Genomic DNA, 16,840 nt, shown 5'->3' with positions numbered 1-16,840 from the left:
TTATTTGGACAATAAAAAAGACACGCTTGATACCCTTTTTTATTGTTCCTTTTTTATTGTTATATAGCTCAAAATCTTTAGCAACTTTTAGCGGTGATAAGCGTATTTGGGATCTGCTGCCGCGGTGAATAACACGTCCGTTGATGAGTTGAGTGCTGTCTCAACCGAGTCTTGTACTACCCCAATAATAAAGCCAATCGCGACTACCTGCATGGCAATGGTGTCAGGAATATTAAAGAAACTACAGGCCAATGGTATCAATAGCAATGACCCCCCTGCAACACCCGATGCCCCCGCCGCAGCTAAGGTAGATACCACCGCTAACAACAGTGCAGACCCGAAGTCCACGTGAATACCTAATGTATGTGCCGCTGCCAATGTCATCACATTGATGGTAATCGCCGCCCCTGCCATATTAATGGTGGCACCTAGTGGAATAGTGATTGAATAGGTATCTTCATGTAAACCCAACTTATGCGCAAGGTTTAGATTCACAGGAATATTGGCGGCTGAACTGCGAGTAAAGAAGGCGGTGATGCCACTTTCTTTAAGACAGGTAAATACCAGTGGATAGGGATTTTTGCGGGTTTTGACAAATACAATCAATGGGTTTACAACTAAAGCGATAAATGCCATAGCGCCTACCAACACTGCTAACAAACGGGCATAACTTAATAACACCGACAGACCAGTTTCAGCGATGGTTTGTGTCACCAAGCCAAACACGCCCAATGGCGCAAACCAAATCACCCATTTGACCACGCTTGAGACCGCTTCCGCCAAATCGTTAATCATTTGCTTGGTATTGTCTGAGGCATGGCGCAAGGCAAAACCCAAAATCGCCGCCCAAGATAGCACGCCCATGTAGTTGGCATTGACGATCGATTTGATAGGATTTTCCACCATGTTGGTCAAGAGTACTTTTATCACTTCTGCTAAAGATGACGGTGGCGCTTGGCTGACTTCACCGGCTTTTAAAATCAATTCGGTTGGGAATAAAAAACTTGCCACGACGGCCGTCAAAGCTGCCAAGAACGTACCTGCCATATACAGCACCAAGGTTGAGCGGACATTGACCTGAGTGCCTGATTTATGCTGACTGATAGCGGCAATGATTAAGATAAACACCAACAACGGTGCAATCGCTTTTAACGCACCGACAAATAATGCCCCCAAAATTGAGATGGTTTGCGCCACACTCATCGATAAACCGCCGATGATAGTTGGATTGGCTAGTGAACCGACTAAGATACCAAGTATCAATCCAATCACAATCAAAGGCACCAACCCCACGCGCTGATACGCTTGGATAAGTTTTAACATAATAACCTCTTAATATTTCACCGCAAAAATGGCTGATATATTAACATTTTTTAACAATTTGCATAAATGATTTTTAAAATCGTCAACTTGTTAATTTAAAGCTATCAAAGTGTTGGGTAGAGAAGTTATCGGATTTGAAAAACTTGGATGGTAGCCTGGCTGCTGGTTGCTAGGGCTTGTAATTGTGCTTGATAAACGCGGTATTTTTGACGACCGCTTTCAACCTGTTCGGGGGCGGCGTCGATGACTTCTAGCAGGCGGCTAGCTTGGGTATCTACAATTGCTTCGTTGGTGAGATTGATGACGACGCCATCAAATTGGGTGATGAGCTCAATATTATCGGTAAGTACCACACTGGCAGGGAGTTTTTGTTGATAAAAGTCATCAAGTTGCTGGATAATTTGGTGGGGAATAAACGCCACATCACTCAATGACCATAATCGGTCATCAAGTGAGGGTAATATCTCGGACGCTGCCACCACGATAATGCTATCCTCGCTTTTGGCTAGCACGGTTGAAATCAGCTGGCAGACAAACGCCAGCTGTTTTTTTTGCGGGGATAAAATATAAAAACTAATTTGTGATGCCGTCATAGGGTGGTCAGCGTCCTATCAGCTAGACTGCATCTTGGGCAGCTTGGCGATAGAGATAATGCATCAATAGCGGTACTGGACGACCCGTTGCGGTTGGCTCTTTGCCCGACTGCCACGCTGTCCCTGCAATATCCAAGTGCGCCCAAGGAATATCTTCAACAAACTTCGATAAAAAACACGCCGCCGTGACTGACCCTGCTGGCATACCGCCAATGTTTTGCATATCTGCCATGTTGGATTTAAGCTGCTCTTGGTAGTCATCATCCAGTGGCATGTGCCAAACACGGTCATACGCTGATTCGCTAGCTTGTTCAAGCTCAAAAATCACATCTTCATTGTTACTGTATAGACCTGAGCGCACATAACCCAGCGCCACGATACATGCCCCAGTCAAGGTTGCCATGTCGATAATCACTTTTGGCTGATAGCGCTGCACATACACCAAGGTGTCGCACAGTACCAAACGACCTTCGGCATCCGTATTGAGGATTTCCACGGTTTTACCATTCATGGCGGTGACGATATCGCCAGGGCGAGTCGCTGTTCCTGATGGCATATTCTCCGCACAAGCGAGTGCGCCAACGACTTGCAGCGGTAGACGCGCTTCACATAGCGCTTTAATCATGCCCATGACTGCAGCTGCACCGCCCATGTCGTATTTCATCTCACCCATACCGAGACCTGGTTTGAGTGAGATACCACCACTGTCAAAGGTAATGCCTTTGCCCACCAGCACAATCGGTTGCTCTAGGCTTGATTTTTTGCCTTTGGTTTTGCTGTTTTTGTCTTTTTTGGCGGCTTTGCCATTGTACTCAAGTAATACCAGCTTAGCTTCATGCGCGGAGCCGCGAGCGACTGCCAAAAAGCAGTTCATCCCTAATTGCTGCATGTCTTTTTCACCCAATACCTTGACCGTCAATAGCTCTGGGTATTGATTTGCCAAGTTTTGCGCTTGCTCTGCAAGATAGGCAGGGAAACATACATTCGGTGGCTGATTTGCCAAATCTTTGGTGAGTGATTGACCTTGCGCAGTCGCCTGCTGCAGCTGTAGCAGGGCGTCAAACGCGGCTTGGTTGTCTGCGCTGACCAATAAGGTCACGTCTTTTAGCGTCGGTTTATCCGCTTTTTGCGATTTATAAATATCAAAGGTATAGCTTTGATTTAACAGGGCTAATGCAAACTGACCAAAACTCACTTCATCCATACTATCACCTAAACTGATAACCGCAGATTTGGTAAGACGACTCAAACTTGCATAAATTGCTTTGGCAATTTTTTGCAAGCTACCGCCGTTTAATTTATCTTGACTGCCCACGCCAACCAACAATAAACCCACATTATTGTCAGTACCATAATTGATTGCGGTATCGGCAAGCTTACCCTTAAAACGACTTGCTTCAATCAAGCGACTGACAGCGGTTTGTAGTTCGCTCGTTAGTTGCCCCATAGTTTGGCTATTGTCATCTACCAATACCACGTGATAGCTATTCTTGACCGTTTTTTTAAGCGCGGTCGCTAGTGTCAATGTCAAACTCATTTAAGCTCCTTAATTATTGTCATCAAGAAATAACTATTATCATAGCATACCTATTATCGTATTTGGGTTATCACATTGGGCGATGGGATAGCAGGCGTCATTGTCTAGGGTAAAATGCGGTTGTGAAAAGTCTTTGTAAAAAGTGACTTTGATAAAGCGGCTGTAAAAAGTGGTGGTGAAAAGTCATTGTGAAATGTTACCTTACAGTATTCATATTCATAATCTCTCGGCAACGCGCTAAAATAGCCGATTAACAGATGCGCTCAATGGTATGATGTCGTACAATATTGGTATTTACTTCCCTAGCTGTTTGAATTGATTAATTTTTGAGTAATATTAGGTGGTTACTTGTGATATTACGACGCTATATGACGCAACAAGTCGCCGCTAATACTGCGATTGTGCTGTTATTTCTGATGGCGCTGATGCTCGGCGGTCGCTTAATCCGCTATTTTGGTATCGCCGCAGAAGGCAGGCTGGATGTGGGTTTGCTATTTGCTATTATTGGCTATAACATTCCAACCTTTCTTGAGCTAATTTTACCGCTGTCATTTTTTATCGCACTGATGCTCGTGCTCGGTCGTATGTACGTGGATCATGAGATGAGCGTCCTGTTTGCCAGTGGCATCAGTCGTGGCCGTCTGACACGTTTGATGATTCCGCTGATTACTGGGCTATTTGTATTTCAAATGGGAATTAGTCTTTTGGCAAAACCATGGGGACTGTCTAACAGTAAGCAGATTTGGCAAACCCAGTCGCTCGGTAGTTTGCTTGATTTAGTGCGTCCAAAAACCTTTATCAGCAGTGGTAACTATCACCTGTATGTCGATGAGTTTGATAAAGAAAAACGTGAACTCAAAAATCTATACGTGGTGCAGCAGCAAACCGATAAAAGCGGCAAAATCGCCAAAAACGATGTTATCATCACGGCCACGCGCGCCTATCAAGTACCCAGTAAAGACACGGATAGCTCAATGCAGCTAGATTTGTTTCAGGGTCGTCGCTATGAGCTTGGCACCAATAACGCCAAATACAACCAAGCCAGTTTTGAAAAATATCGCATTACCCTAGAAAAACCTGCCAGCGAAACAATTACCGAAACCAATGTCGAAACCCAAACCACTGCCAAACTGCTCGCCAATACCCAAAAACCCGAAGTCAAAGCCGAGCTGGGCTATCGCTTTACCATGCCGTGGCTGATTATCATTGCGGCGATGCTTGCTACCCCGCTTGCACAGGTACGCCCCCGTCAAGGACGCTGGCTTCGTTTGTTACCTTCAGTGCTCATATTTGCTAGCTGTGCGATTAGTATCATTTCGCTACGCACTGCCATTGGTAAAGAAAGCATTAGTGAGTACGCGTATATTTGGCTAATCGTTGGTTTTATCGCATTTGCATTTTTGTTAAATTGGCAAAGCCGCGTGGTACATCGTGTCCGCTATCGTCGCCAAAGTCGTCAGTTGTCCCCAGGCGGTCAGCCATGATTTTATCTCATTACGTTAAAAAACAAGCGCTTTTTGCCATGGCAGGCGCCATTATTGGTCTTTGGCTCCTTAAAGTCGTCTTTGATTATCTGGCAGAGTTGCAGGATCTCAATGACCATTACAATTATTTAGATGCCTTGCGTTTTATTGCCTATAGTGCACCCCGTGATTTACTCGAATATATGCCATTTGGCACGCTATTAGGTGCAGTGGTAGGTCTAGGCTTGCTTGCCAACACCAGTGAGCTTACGGTGATTCAAGCAGCAGGTATCAGCCGCTTTAAAATAGTCGGTTGGGTGATGCAACCAGCGATTCTTTTTGTCATTATCGGTCTATTACTTGGCCAGTATGTAGTGCCAACTAGCAATCAGTTAGCGCACCAAGTCAAACATGACAAACCTTTGCTATCAAGTGCCATCAACGGTTATTGGGACAAACAAGCCAACCGCATCATCAATATTGACTATGCCAATACCAAAGGCGAGCTCAAAAATATCAAGGTTTGGCAGCTAGACGACACTGCCCATATCCAGCAAGTGCTGCAAGCCGATACCGGCAGCTTTGTCAGTCAAAATACCGCCGATAAAACATCGGGCTGGCAGCTGCAACAAATCAAACAATTAACCATTGCCGCCGATGGGCACAGTCAGTTGACTACCATCCCGACTATGACGCTGCAATTACCCATTGAGCCATCAGCGATTTATCTGTTAACACGCAGCCCTGATAACATGTCAGTGACCGAATTATGGCAGCACCAACAGCTCTTAGCCAAAGACAAACGCCGCTCACTTGAGCATGAAGTTGCCTTTTGGAAAAAACTATTGTCGCCTTTTGCCATGCTATCGTTAGTGTTGGTTGCTTGTTCATTTGTATTTGGCTCCTTGCGTAACCAAAGCTTGGGCTATCGTATTGTGATCGCTCTTTTATTTGGCTTGGTATTTAGTTATCTGCAAGATTTGGTCGGGTTTGTCAGTCTAAGCACGGGATTTTCACCGTTTTTTATGGTGCTATTACCGATTATTGCCAGTGCCGCGCTTGGCGTGTATTTAATTAGAAATAAAAACTGATATGTCTGCTGATTTATTGACTGACCCGCGTGTCGAAGCCCATCCGTTTGGTAACTTCTTTTTTGCTGATACCAAAGTTTTGATGATGGGTACCATGCCGCCCACGCCTGATAAATGGTGCATGGCATTTCATTACCCCAACTTTTATAACGATATGTGGCGTATCATGGGCAAAGTGTTTTTTGATGATATCGATTATTTTCGAGTCGGTGACGAAAAACGCTTTGATGCCGAAAAAATTAAAGCATTTTTACAGGCTTATAACATCGGTGAATGTCCCTCAGTCACTCATGTCATCCGCGAAAAAGGCAATGCGGCTGACGAACATTTAACCGTGGTGGCTACGATTGATTTGGGTAAAGTTTTGGCACAGCTTGAGCAGGTCAAGTGGATTTACACCACTGGTGGCAAAGCCACAGAAGTGCTGATAGCGCTGGTCAACCAAAGTATCAGTGACCCCGCGTCACCCTATTTTGATCCCAGTCAAACACCCTATAAACTGCCAAAAACTAATCAGTTTCTTGAAGTTAACGCTTTTGGGCGAACATTTGGTATTTATCGGTTGCCATCGACCTCGCGCGCTTATCCGCAAAGCTTGGAGAAAAAAGTAGCCGCTTATCGCGCGTTTTTTATCTTGGCAGGAATATTGCCCGCAAGCGACAGCTAGCATAATCGACAGCTAGCACAATCGACAGCTAGCAAATGATAAGCAAGCTGCCATGACACAATTGATATAGTCCCTGTGCTTGCCCTACTTTATACTCTTGTCTAATGACGAATAATCAATGCTGACAGTCAACGCTTACAGTTAATGCTTACAATCATCATTTCAAAACACACCGTATAAAATCAAGGCATGGGAGCCGATACATGGCCAACACTGCACCACCAATCTTGCTTGTCATCGCAGTTATCAGCATGATTGGTTGTGAGCAATCTGATTCTCAGCAGCCAGCACCCCCTACCGCTGCCACCGTGAGCGCGCCCCAAGAATTCGATGATAAACCGTTGCCCCAAGTATTAGACACACAGGCAATCAATAAAAACATGCTTACCGTCAGTCAATTGGCGCAAGGTTATGTGTTGCCTGACTCAAGTACCATTAATGACTATCAAGAAGCGTATTTTACTGTCATCAAACAGCCGAGTATCGATACGGCTGCAGCCAGTGAGCCAACCGCCCTCAATCAATTTGACTATATACCCATCTCGCCTGATATGATTTTTGTCAAAGCTATGCTGAGTCATTTTGATGAAACCATCGCGCTTGCCAGTATTGAGCAGCGATATGGCAAAAATCCTGAACTGCTAGGTTTAGCCCGAGACATTATCAGCTCACGCCAAAATGAATCACAAATATTACAGAATTGGCTTGCCATGCAACTAATTCAAAACACCGCGGACCCTAATCAGCCGATGGCAGATAGTGTGGCAGCCCAGCAAGAAATCGATAGCATTATCGATGATATGCAGCAAGAAATGGTGGACACCGTCATGACTAAAAATGCCGACCAAGCGTTTGCCCAAACCGTGCTGATTCATCATAAAGGCGCGATTGCGTTCTCACAAGTGGTTGCCAAATATGGTAACGATGACAAAGTGCGTAGCCTTACCAATACCCTAATCGATACCCAACAAGCCGAAATTCAACTTTTACAAAACTGGCTCCGTAATCACGGTTATGCCCAATAATCGGTTGCTGTAGCAAATAAAAAGGGCGGGTTATCACACTATAACCCGCCCTTTTTTAGCATTAAATTCACCTAATTGATGTTGGCTAACTTGATGTTTGCTAGCTGTCATCCACATCATGAACCATTCGCGTGAGCGTGATTTGCCGCTGTAACTGTCGAAGCGGTCTTAGCTCGTCAAGCAGCGATAGTATCAAGCCAATCGCTTGTGGACTGGCATCAAAATCGCGGCGTAGGCGTGAGGCAAGGCGCACTGTTGTCAATTGTGCGCTATTAAAATAGGGCTGGCTGTCGATAGCAGGTGTTTCAGCATAAATAATATCTTCATCCATTAGCGCTAATACCCAGCTTTTATCCCAACTACTCGCCATAATCAAATCATCTAAGGTTAACCGTAATGATAAATCCGTATTGGTGGTTTGAGCCATGTTGCACTCCTGTTGTGTATCTCTAGTTATGTTTGGTGCTTGTTTGTCATTTTTTTTATTGTACTGCCTATTTTTTTTGCTTAGTTATCAATAGAGCTTAATTATCAATAGATTAGCGCGTTGGGACAAATGAGGCAAATGCCGATTTGAACGCTTCAAACGCTTGGATATCTGCGTCTGTATCGATTTTTGGCAACACGATATTTAAACTTAAATATAAATCACCAGCTTCTTTGGCTGGGATACCTTTACCTTTAAGGCGCAGGTTGGTACCAGTGCGGCTATTTTTTGGGACATTGACATTGACCTTGCCAGCAGGCGTGTTGACCGTGATTTGACCGCCCATAGCTGCTTCCCAAGGCGCAACGTCTACCGTTTGAAAAACGTCTTTGCCTTCTACACGGATATTGTCTGGGTGATTAAATTTAATTTTTAGGTACAAATCGCCATTATCACCGCCATACGGGCTTGGATTACCTTGTTTTGCCAAGCGAATTTGTTGCCCTTCAGCAATACCTTTGGGGATTTTGACTTCAATGGTTTTGGTTTGATAATCCAGCCCTGTCGCGGTTTGTACGGGTAAATTTAGGCTGATTTTACGGGTATCGCCTTCATAAGTGGCTTTCAAATCAATTGATAACTCGGCATGCTGATCGTCGCCTTTGGTCGAGCGTTGCGACTGTCTGCCACCAAATCCGTCTGAAAACCCGCCTGCCCCGCCCCCGAATGTCGAGAAAATATCATCAAATCTAAAGCCACCCGCACCTCCGCCTTGCGATTGACGACCGCCAAACCCACCGGCACCACCAAACTGGCGAAGGATTTCATCCAAATCCGCTTGGCTCATATTGGCATTAAAGCCCTGACCGCCGCCCATGCCGCCCCCCATACCGCCAAAGCCTTGACCCATATAAGGGTTGTCGAGCATCATGTCGTATTGGGCGCGTTTTTCAGCGTCCTTGAGCGTTTCATAGGCGTTATTGATTTCACCCATTTTGGCGTCGGCATCGGGTGAGTCGTTGATATCAGGGTGATATTGTCGTACCAGTTTGCGATAGGCTTTTTTAATATCTGCTTCACTGGCTTTTTTATCGACGCCTAAAATGTCATAATAGTTTTTTTCTGCCATTATTATTGTCCTTACAATTTTGCGAATAGTGCTATTTGCGCAGCAATGTGATGATATTAATATAATGGCTATTTTGGCATTTTTCAAAACTTCTTTGGTAATTGACGATGATGAGCGCCAAGTGATATCAGCGCTTAATCGAAGTTTTGGGCTTTTTTTGACAACAGGATAACAGATGACAAAGGTTGCATTGTTAGATTATGGCATGGGTAATTTACATTCGGCGGGTAAAGCCTTGACGGCAGTGGGCGCTGATGTGTCTATCACGCGTGACCCTGCGGTGATTGCGGCAGCGGACAAAATCGTCTTCCCTGGCGTAGGGGCAATGCGCGACTGTATGGCAGAGATGCAGGCAGCAGGTATTGCTGATGCTGTCAAAACGGCTGTATTTAATAAGCCTGTGATGGCGATTTGTGTCGGAATGCAGGCGTTGTTTGAGCGCTCAGAAGAAAATGACGGGGTAAACTGTCTAGGGGTACTGGGTGGTGACGTCAAACGCTTTGATGATCATTGGCTAGATGACAAAAACGAACGCATTAAAGTGCCGCATATGGGCTGGAATACTATCACCCATATGGATTTGGCGCATCCGCTATGGCAAGGGATTGAAGATAATACCCATTTTTATTTTGTGCATAGTTTTTATTGTGTGCCGTCTGATACCTCGATTGTGGCGGCAACCTGTGATTATGGCGTCGAGTTTTGTGCCAGCGTGATTAAAGATAATTTGTTTGCGACCCAGTTTCACCCCGAAAAAAGCCATACCACAGGGTTGCAGCTATTGAAGAATTTTGTGGAGTGGAGAATCTAGTAGCTTTTTTTCAAGATTTCTCGCAACGTGACAATGGTCATTTTGGTTGTCTTATCCAAAACAGGTTTATCAAATAACGGTGAATAGCTATTGGCTTCAGTTGGACTGCCTGATAGTTGCGGATGTAATTTATTTTTGCAAGCTTGGGATGTCGGTAGTGCTGCCTGTTTTAACACCTCTAACAACATTCCTTCAAGGCACAATGGCTCAGATTGCAGTAGGATAAAATTTTTCTCTTTAGCGGTTTTGGTGTCTTTTGCTTCAATCGCTACATCTGAATCCATCAAAATATAGATATAATCAAACGCTCGGTGTTGGGTCTGTTTGACTGTATATTTGATGACGTCATGCGGTGAGCCACCTCCTGCAAAGTCTAGCGTAACTTTTTTACCTGACAACCGATTATCATAAATCGACTTCATGTGTTGCAAGAATGCTTGCTCATGCTCGCCTTCACCCACGATAATTAAGGTGGTTTGTTGTTGATTGCGTATTTTTTTCTTCGCCATGCCTATCCCTTACAAATTCGGTACGGCAGAAAAAGCCCCTGCCATGTATTTGGCATAAAGGTTATCGTCATTGCGTATACCTTCCACTTCATCTAATCGCCATGCTTCTGATTTTTGGTCGATTTTTTCTACCAAATAAATTTGATGCTTGTTGAGAATATTAAATACTTCAGGCGTATGGCAAGTAAAGATAAGTTGGGCATTGTGGGGATTGGTGTGTTCGGAACGGAATAAATTAAAAATCTCTGGAAGTAAATGCGGATGTAAGTCGTTGTCGAGTTCGTCAATAATAGCAATACCGCCATTTTGTAAGACAGGTAAGATTAAACTTAGTAAGTTAAAAGCTGACTGTGTACCATTAGACTCTTGGAAAAAATTAAGTTCAAAAGTTTTCCCGTCTATAGTTCTATGTATACCAAAAGGCAATAATATTTCTTGTGTTTCTGACGAGTCTTTTGCCAAAGCAGTGATTTCCTTGATAACTATTTCCTGTATCCCTGTATCAAATTTGCATAGCAAATCCTCTGCTGTTTTCTTAAGCTTTTCATTCTCGTTAAACAATTTAGTAGCTTTAACAATAGAATTCGCATTTTGACTTAGTCTACCGCCAGCGACAACATTTGACTCATTATTCATTAAGGAATTAATAATTTTCTTAGCAATTTCATTTTCAAAAATTTCTGCGTAACTAATTAATGAAACATTTTTTTGAGCATCATTTGCTAAAGAGGGTCTAATGAAACCATTATGCCTGTAATCTAGAACACCGTTAACGTATGAACGTTTGAAAATGTAACTGAATTGACTACTAGATTTTTTGTAAAGATTTTCTTTTACAATTTGTTCCCTATTAATAACTAGTTCATACCTGTATTCTTCAAAATTATTTTCTAAGTTTTTTAGCAAAAAACCCATATGAAATGTGGCATCTTCAGACTCACTTAATATATGGGTTTGTATAACTATTTGTTTATCACTATCAAATGTTTTAGCAGAAGTACATATATACCAAGTCAAAAAAGACAATGGTTTAAGGAATTGAGTTTTCCCCGACCCATTGGCTCCAACTACCGCCATAATTTTATTTAAGCGAATGTTATCTTGGGTTGTTTTGACGGTAAAATCATAGGCAGAAGCTGTCGCCTGTTTGCCGAGTTCAAACGACAAGTCTGTCTCATCAAGATACGAATAAAAATTATTAAATCGGATATATTTAATCATAAAATTCCAAATGTCACATAAATTTGTGATTTATTGATTAATATAGCACAATTTTTTCCGTAGCAATTTAAGAATTGTAAACTGCCCTCACCACTTCCCCAATCGTGGCAATCCCTTTTTTCAGCGTGTCATCATCTTGGGCGATGCTTAAGCGGATGCACTCATGGGCGTGTTTAAAGTTTTCAGTATCCACGCCAACAAAGAAATGCTCACTGGGGATAATCAATGTGCCTTTAGCTTTTAATCGCTCATACAATTCCACCGTGGTTATCGGCAAATCTTTAAACCATACCCACAAGAAAATCGCGCCTTCAGGCTTGTGGATTTTCATCGCATCATTTGGCAAGTCGCCCAGTTCTTGTTTTAGCAGCTGCACCGCTAATTTGGCTTGTCCTTGATAAAACGGACGAATATGATTGTCTGACAAATCTTTTAGCCGGTCATCTTGTAGCAGTGGCGTAGCAATCGCCGCGCCAAGACGGGTCGGCGCTAAATTAACAATCGCATTTAGGCTGCTAATCGCTTTGACCACCTGCGGATTGGCGACCACAACCCCTGTACGCACCCCAGGCAAACCGATTTTTGATAAGCTAAAGCACAAAATAATTTGCTCATTCCAATTGAGCGTGGCTTGGCTATAGATGATATTGGGGAATGGCATCCCATACGCATTGTCAATAATCAGTGGGATATCAAAACGCTTAGCAATTGCTTCAAGGCGCGCCATTTCGTCATCGGTCAGCACGTTGCCTGTTGGGTTGGTGGGGCGTGAGCAACAAATTGCCCCAATTTCGCCGTTGTGCAATTCAGCCAAATTTTCTAGCGTATCAAAATCGACTCGATATTTAAAAAAGCCGTCTTCACCTTGATGTTGGACAAAGTCAATGCTGGGTGGCACTGCGATAAAATGCTGCCCATCCACATGGGCATCGGCATAACCCACGTATTCTGGGGCAAGTGGTAATAGAATTTTTTTATCCAGGCTGCCTTGTGTTTGATCGTCAAACTGTCCACCAAACAAATTAAATAAATAAAAAAATGCGTTTTGTGAGCCATTGGTCAGGGCGATATTGTCTGTGGTAAGTCCCCAATCATAATGGCGATTAAAAAAATCTACCAATGCTGCAATAAACTTGGCATCGCCCTGCGGCGTTGAGTAGTTTCCGATATTTTCGATGGCCATTGAGCCCATATCACCTTCAGCTAGGGTTTTAAACACCGACCAATAGGTTTGGTTAACTGTATCAATCCGTGCTGGATTGCCACCGCCAAGCATATTAATCGGTTGCTCGCTGTTAAGCGCATTGCCCAAATCATCCATTAACTGCAAAATACCGCTATTTTTGGTAAACTTTTCACCAAACTTTGAAAACTGCATGATTGCCCCTTTAATTTTGCCAAGCTATCTGCGTATTATAACAGGATGCAAGTGCCGTTGCCCGTTTTGACTCAGCTGTACAGCCACCATCAGGATACCCCATCATGAAACCGCATTTACCCAAACTCAAAGGCTATAGCCACACTTGGCAAACCACCTTGATGGTGATGTTGATGGTGCTGGTGAGCGTGGCATTGTCGCTGTGGTTTTTTTGGCGCAGTCTGTATTTACCCGAGCTACAAAACCATGCGACTTATCTTGCCAATCAGCTGTTGATGATTGATAAAGCGGATAAAGATTTTAAAAACAATCCCAAGCTTAAAAACTGGATTATTGACGCCTCGCATATTAACGTGATTACTGACTCACAACAGATACCCTCTTTTCAAGAAAAAACCTTGGTGGATTATTTTACCCAGCAGATGGCAACACAGATGGAAACCGTGATGCAGCGTCCTGTATCGGTCAATTTTAAATTCAAACCCGTACCGATTTTGTATATTCAAGACAGCGCGCATCCGGATGTTTGGCTGCAAGAGCCTGTCAAGTTTTATGCCAAATATAGCCCAACGTCGATTTATTTTTTCTTATTGGGGATTCCGCTTGCCACGTTGCTGACTATTTTGTTTTTGGTAAGACAATTAAATCGCCCGCTCAAACGCCTACAAAAAGTGGCGATTGATTACATCACCCTTGGACACGCCAACAATTTGGCGACCAATGAAGGCTCAACAGAGATTCGTCAGGTGAATTTGGCATTTAACCGACTGTTTCATAACCTGACCCAAACCCAAAAAGAACGCAATATTATGCTCGCTGGTATTTCCCATGATTTGCGCACACCACTGACGCGGATGCGACTCACAGCTGAGATGCTACCCGATGAGTTTTTGCGGGAAGGGCTAGTGTATGACATTGAGGACATGGACGCGATTTTGGAACAGTTTATTTCATTTATGAAAGATGGCTCAGATGAAGCGGTACGATTGACTAACCTACGCCCCATCATTAACGAGATTGTGGTGCAGTTTGCCCCCACCCCATTTATTATCGATATCCAAGACGATCTGCCCAGTGTGCCATTGCGACCTTTATCCATTAAACGTCTCATTGTTAATTTGGTCAATAATGCTTGTCGCTATGGTCAGCCGCCCATTCATATTGAGATTAGCATTGATGATGAGCTACAGCCTACCGAGCAAGTGGTCACCGATGAAACACTAACACCAGAGATAACCTCTAGACAAAAATACTTAATCATCAAAGTTAGCGATGAAGGGCAAGGCGTTGCCGAAGATCAGCTTGAGCGGATTATGCAGCCGTTTGAGCGGGGCGAAACGGCACGTACCACGCAAGGGAGTGGACTTGGGCTTGCGATTGTCAGCCGCATTACTCATCTGCACAATGGTAGCGTCATCGCTCGTAATCAGCCCAATGGCGGCGGTTTAGTAGTGGTGGTGAATATTCCGATTATAGAATGAATGATTATAGAGCAAGGATGACAGAAAACTAATTGGTTGCTTAATAGGTTAGGCTAACCATGATTCCTTAGTAGCTTTGGTTTTGATAGCTTTGGTTTGGATAGCTTTGGTTTTAGTAACCTTGATTTTTGATAGCCATTTTTACTTTTTAGTACCAATCATGGGGGGTAATTCACTTGACACATTGGTGGCTGTGACAGGGTGAACCAATGCTGCGCGCGCCTGCGAGACGGACTGGCTTTCAGTAGGTTTACGCAAAAAACTATAATAACCAAAAACAGCTATGTTGAGTACCACCAATGCTAAAAATAGATAACGCATGCCATCCTCGCTTGTGATGATTTCGCTCATCGGTTAGATGATTTCGCTCATCGGTTAATTGATATGCGCGAATTTCGCTAAACCATTGCATAACTCACTGAAATTTAGCCCAGTCTGAGCAAATTTGCAAGCATCACTGGTAACGAACTTATGACCCTTGCACTTGCGTGTATTTTTTCTCGCTACTTTTTTGGGTAATTTCATCGGCTTCAATACTTGACGCTAGCTGGCTCTTCGGCCACGTCATGATAAATCGCGCCCCACCCAAGGTCGGGCTTTCATCCACTGACATCCGGCCATTAAACCAAAACGCAATTCGAGACACGATTGATAAGCCCAGACCATAACCACCCGAGGCACGGGTACGGCTATCATCCAGACGCGCAAATGGGATAAAGACTTTTTCACGGTCTTTTTCTGGAATACCCTGTCCATCATCTTCCACACTGATAAAGGCTTCATTTTTTTCTAAGCCTGCTGAGATGATAATAGTGCTTTCGGCATACCGGGTGGCATTGCCTGCCAAGTTTTGCAACACGCGGTGTAAATAGCGTCTATCGGCTTGTGCAAACGCACCTTTTTGCACCTTACCTACTTTGACGGTGACAGGTTTACCAAGCGCATTGGTCTCGCGGACAATCTGCGAAACGAGTTCTTGCAAATCGACATCTTCCCAGTCCATTTTAGGTGAGCCTTCTTCAAGCTTGGCATAGGTCAAAATTTCATCAATCAAGCCATTGAGCGATTCGATATCCTGATCGATATAATCACGCTGACTCATCCGATCGTCATAATCATCAGTATCAGCCAGCATATCCACAGCAAAGCGAATACGTGCTACTGGGGTACGCAGCTCATGGGATACGGCACGGGTCAACTCGCGCTGGGATTCAATCAAACGGCGGATGTGCTCAGTCATACTATTAAAAGTTGCGGCTAGATGGGCAATTTCATCTTCGCCAACGACTTTTACTTTGGTATTAAGCTTACCTTCACGCACTTTGGTGATACCGCTTTGAATAAGCTGCAATTTACGCTCTAATGGAAAAATCAGCGCATACACCCCTAGACTGATTAAGAACATACTAATGAGCGTGATACTAATAATCAAATTAAGCGGAAACCAGTTAAATAGCGGAATAGGTCCCAAATCCACCACGGTATCTTGGATTTCAGTTGGTGCTAATACCCGAATCGATGAATTCTCTACACTGGTATTGTCACGGAACATAATCACGATATCTTTTCGATACAGGCGCGCTTTTTGGTCGGTATCAAGCTGCAATTTATTAATGGATTGCAAGGTGAGCTTAAAAGGGAAAAATTTTTGAATTTGTTGCAAGCGTTGCTGTTTTTCTGCCAAAGTACGATAGTAAGACAAATCATCGAGCAGCAACACGCCTACCCCTTTGATTTGTTGCTCACTAAGTTTATTAAAACTCACATGCAAGACGTTATCTTCACCCGAGATTTTATGATAAATCTCAGCCGTATTGGTATCGCTGTTAAAACGTACTACGGCTTGTTGTTTATTGAGTCGATTGATTTCGCTGGTTCTAAAGTCCGCTTTTGAGATCGGTTCGATATTAAACTTGGTATCAAATAAGGTACTGACATCAGAGAGCCAAAAATTACGCTCTTGCGCCGTTACTTGGCGCGACAATCCTGAGTCAATGAGATAAAATGCCGCTGATGCCATATCCTCGCGATAAGTCTGTACGCGCTCTGCGTTGATAGTGGTGATAAGCAATTGCGCAAACAACGCAACCAACAAACAGATAAGTAACAGACCTGCATAAATCCGCAGAAAGATAGATTGGTTTAAGGAGGATAATAGTGGCATAAAAAATCTAGGGTTAAGGTC

General features: G+C 43.7%; 16 protein-coding genes. 6 read left to right on the top strand and 10 right to left on the bottom strand.

Annotated features, from left to right (window positions below; all coding sequences use genetic code 11):
• Nucleotides 1-87 precede the first annotated feature (87 nt).
• The 3 genes from sstT to ACH0AB_RS04955 form a co-directional block, all read right to left on the bottom strand.
• A complete protein-coding gene (gene sstT, locus ACH0AB_RS04965; protein WP_406877403.1) occupies nucleotides 88-1,323 on the bottom strand; it encodes a serine/threonine transporter SstT in 1,236 nt (411 codons plus the stop codon).
• Nucleotides 1,324-1,448: 125 nt separating this feature from the next.
• Nucleotides 1,449-1,916, bottom strand: a complete 468-nt coding sequence (locus tag ACH0AB_RS04960) for a DNA polymerase III subunit chi (RefSeq protein WP_406877401.1) — start codon at nucleotides 1,914-1,916, stop codon at nucleotides 1,449-1,451.
• 22 nt (nucleotides 1,917-1,938) lie between these two features.
• A complete protein-coding gene (locus ACH0AB_RS04955; protein ID WP_099807392.1) occupies nucleotides 1,939-3,453 on the bottom strand; it encodes a leucyl aminopeptidase in 1,515 nt (504 codons plus the stop codon).
• 368 nt (nucleotides 3,454-3,821) lie between these two features.
• Between ACH0AB_RS04955 and lptF the strand changes: the two genes are divergently transcribed.
• From lptF to ACH0AB_RS04935, 4 genes are all read left to right on the top strand, one after another.
• Entirely contained in the window at nucleotides 3,822-4,937 is a 1,116-nt protein-coding gene (gene lptF / locus ACH0AB_RS04950; protein ID WP_406877400.1) for an LPS export ABC transporter permease LptF, read from the top strand.
• Entirely contained in the window at nucleotides 4,934-6,007 is a 1,074-nt protein-coding gene (gene lptG / locus ACH0AB_RS04945) for an LPS export ABC transporter permease LptG (RefSeq protein ID WP_406877399.1), read from the top strand. The genes lptF and lptG overlap by 4 nt, the downstream gene beginning before the upstream one ends.
• 1 nt (nucleotide 6,008) lies before the next feature.
• Nucleotides 6,009-6,674 carry a DNA glycosylase gene (locus tag ACH0AB_RS04940; RefSeq protein WP_312535413.1) on the top strand — a complete coding sequence of 222 codons (666 nt, stop codon included), beginning with the start codon at nucleotides 6,009-6,011 and terminating at the stop codon, nucleotides 6,672-6,674.
• A gap of 203 nt (nucleotides 6,675-6,877) precedes the next feature.
• Nucleotides 6,878-7,699: a DUF305 domain-containing protein gene (locus ACH0AB_RS04935; RefSeq protein ID WP_406877398.1), complete on the top strand. Its 822-nt coding sequence runs from the start codon at nucleotides 6,878-6,880 to the stop codon at nucleotides 7,697-7,699.
• Nucleotides 7,700-7,799: 100 nt separating this feature from the next.
• Here ACH0AB_RS04935 and ACH0AB_RS04930 read toward each other — a convergent pair whose 3' ends face one another.
• Both ACH0AB_RS04930 and ACH0AB_RS04925 read right to left on the bottom strand, forming a co-directional pair.
• Entirely contained in the window at nucleotides 7,800-8,126 is a 327-nt protein-coding gene (locus ACH0AB_RS04930) for a chaperone modulator CbpM (protein WP_050325155.1), read from the bottom strand.
• Nucleotides 8,127-8,238: 112 nt separating this feature from the next.
• Complete coding sequence (locus ACH0AB_RS04925; RefSeq protein WP_284034967.1) at nucleotides 8,239-9,255, bottom strand: DnaJ C-terminal domain-containing protein; 1,017 nt, start codon at nucleotides 9,253-9,255, stop codon at nucleotides 8,239-8,241.
• 175 nt (nucleotides 9,256-9,430) lie between these two features.
• Here ACH0AB_RS04925 and hisH point away from each other — a divergent pair, with 175 nt between their 5' ends.
• Nucleotides 9,431-10,066 (top strand): imidazole glycerol phosphate synthase subunit HisH, encoded by a 636-nt coding sequence (hisH, locus tag ACH0AB_RS04920; protein ID WP_406877396.1) that lies wholly within the window; start codon nucleotides 9,431-9,433, stop codon nucleotides 10,064-10,066.
• On the opposite strand, the gene ACH0AB_RS04915 is transcribed toward hisH, so the two are convergent.
• From ACH0AB_RS04915 to ACH0AB_RS04905, 3 genes are all read right to left on the bottom strand, one after another.
• A complete protein-coding gene (locus ACH0AB_RS04915) occupies nucleotides 10,063-10,575 on the bottom strand; it encodes an OLD family protein (protein ID WP_406877395.1) in 513 nt (170 codons plus the stop codon). The two genes, hisH and ACH0AB_RS04915, sit on opposite strands and share 4 nt — an antisense overlap.
• A gap of 9 nt (nucleotides 10,576-10,584) precedes the next feature.
• A complete protein-coding gene (locus ACH0AB_RS04910; RefSeq protein ID WP_060995378.1) occupies nucleotides 10,585-11,796 on the bottom strand; it encodes an AAA family ATPase in 1,212 nt (403 codons plus the stop codon).
• A 67-nt stretch (nucleotides 11,797-11,863) separates the two neighbouring features.
• Complete coding sequence (locus ACH0AB_RS04905; protein ID WP_406877394.1) at nucleotides 11,864-13,174, bottom strand: valine--pyruvate transaminase; 1,311 nt, start codon at nucleotides 13,172-13,174, stop codon at nucleotides 11,864-11,866.
• A 104-nt stretch (nucleotides 13,175-13,278) separates the two neighbouring features.
• Between ACH0AB_RS04905 and ACH0AB_RS04900 the strand changes: the two genes are divergently transcribed.
• Nucleotides 13,279-14,655 (top strand): ATP-binding protein, encoded by a 1,377-nt coding sequence (locus ACH0AB_RS04900; RefSeq protein ID WP_406877393.1) that lies wholly within the window; start codon nucleotides 13,279-13,281, stop codon nucleotides 14,653-14,655.
• 141 nt (nucleotides 14,656-14,796) lie between these two features.
• On the opposite strand, the gene ACH0AB_RS04895 is transcribed toward ACH0AB_RS04900, so the two are convergent.
• Together ACH0AB_RS04895 and ACH0AB_RS04890 are read right to left on the bottom strand one after the other, a co-directional pair.
• Nucleotides 14,797-15,006, bottom strand: coding sequence for a hypothetical protein (locus ACH0AB_RS04895; RefSeq protein ID WP_406877392.1), 210 nt, complete (start codon nucleotides 15,004-15,006; stop codon nucleotides 14,797-14,799).
• Between the two features lie 118 nt (nucleotides 15,007-15,124).
• Nucleotides 15,125-16,819: an ATP-binding protein gene (locus ACH0AB_RS04890; RefSeq protein ID WP_406877391.1), complete on the bottom strand. Its 1,695-nt coding sequence runs from the start codon at nucleotides 16,817-16,819 to the stop codon at nucleotides 15,125-15,127.
• Nucleotides 16,820-16,840: the final 21 nt, after the last annotated feature.

The sequence above is a fragment of the Moraxella sp. 179-F 1C4 NHS genome, assembly GCF_045370505.1.
GTDB lineage: Bacteria > Pseudomonadota > Gammaproteobacteria > Pseudomonadales > Moraxellaceae > Faucicola > Faucicola tetraodonis.
Note: the sequence above shows the minus strand (reverse complement) of the source record. Positions and strands in the feature narration are given on the sequence as shown.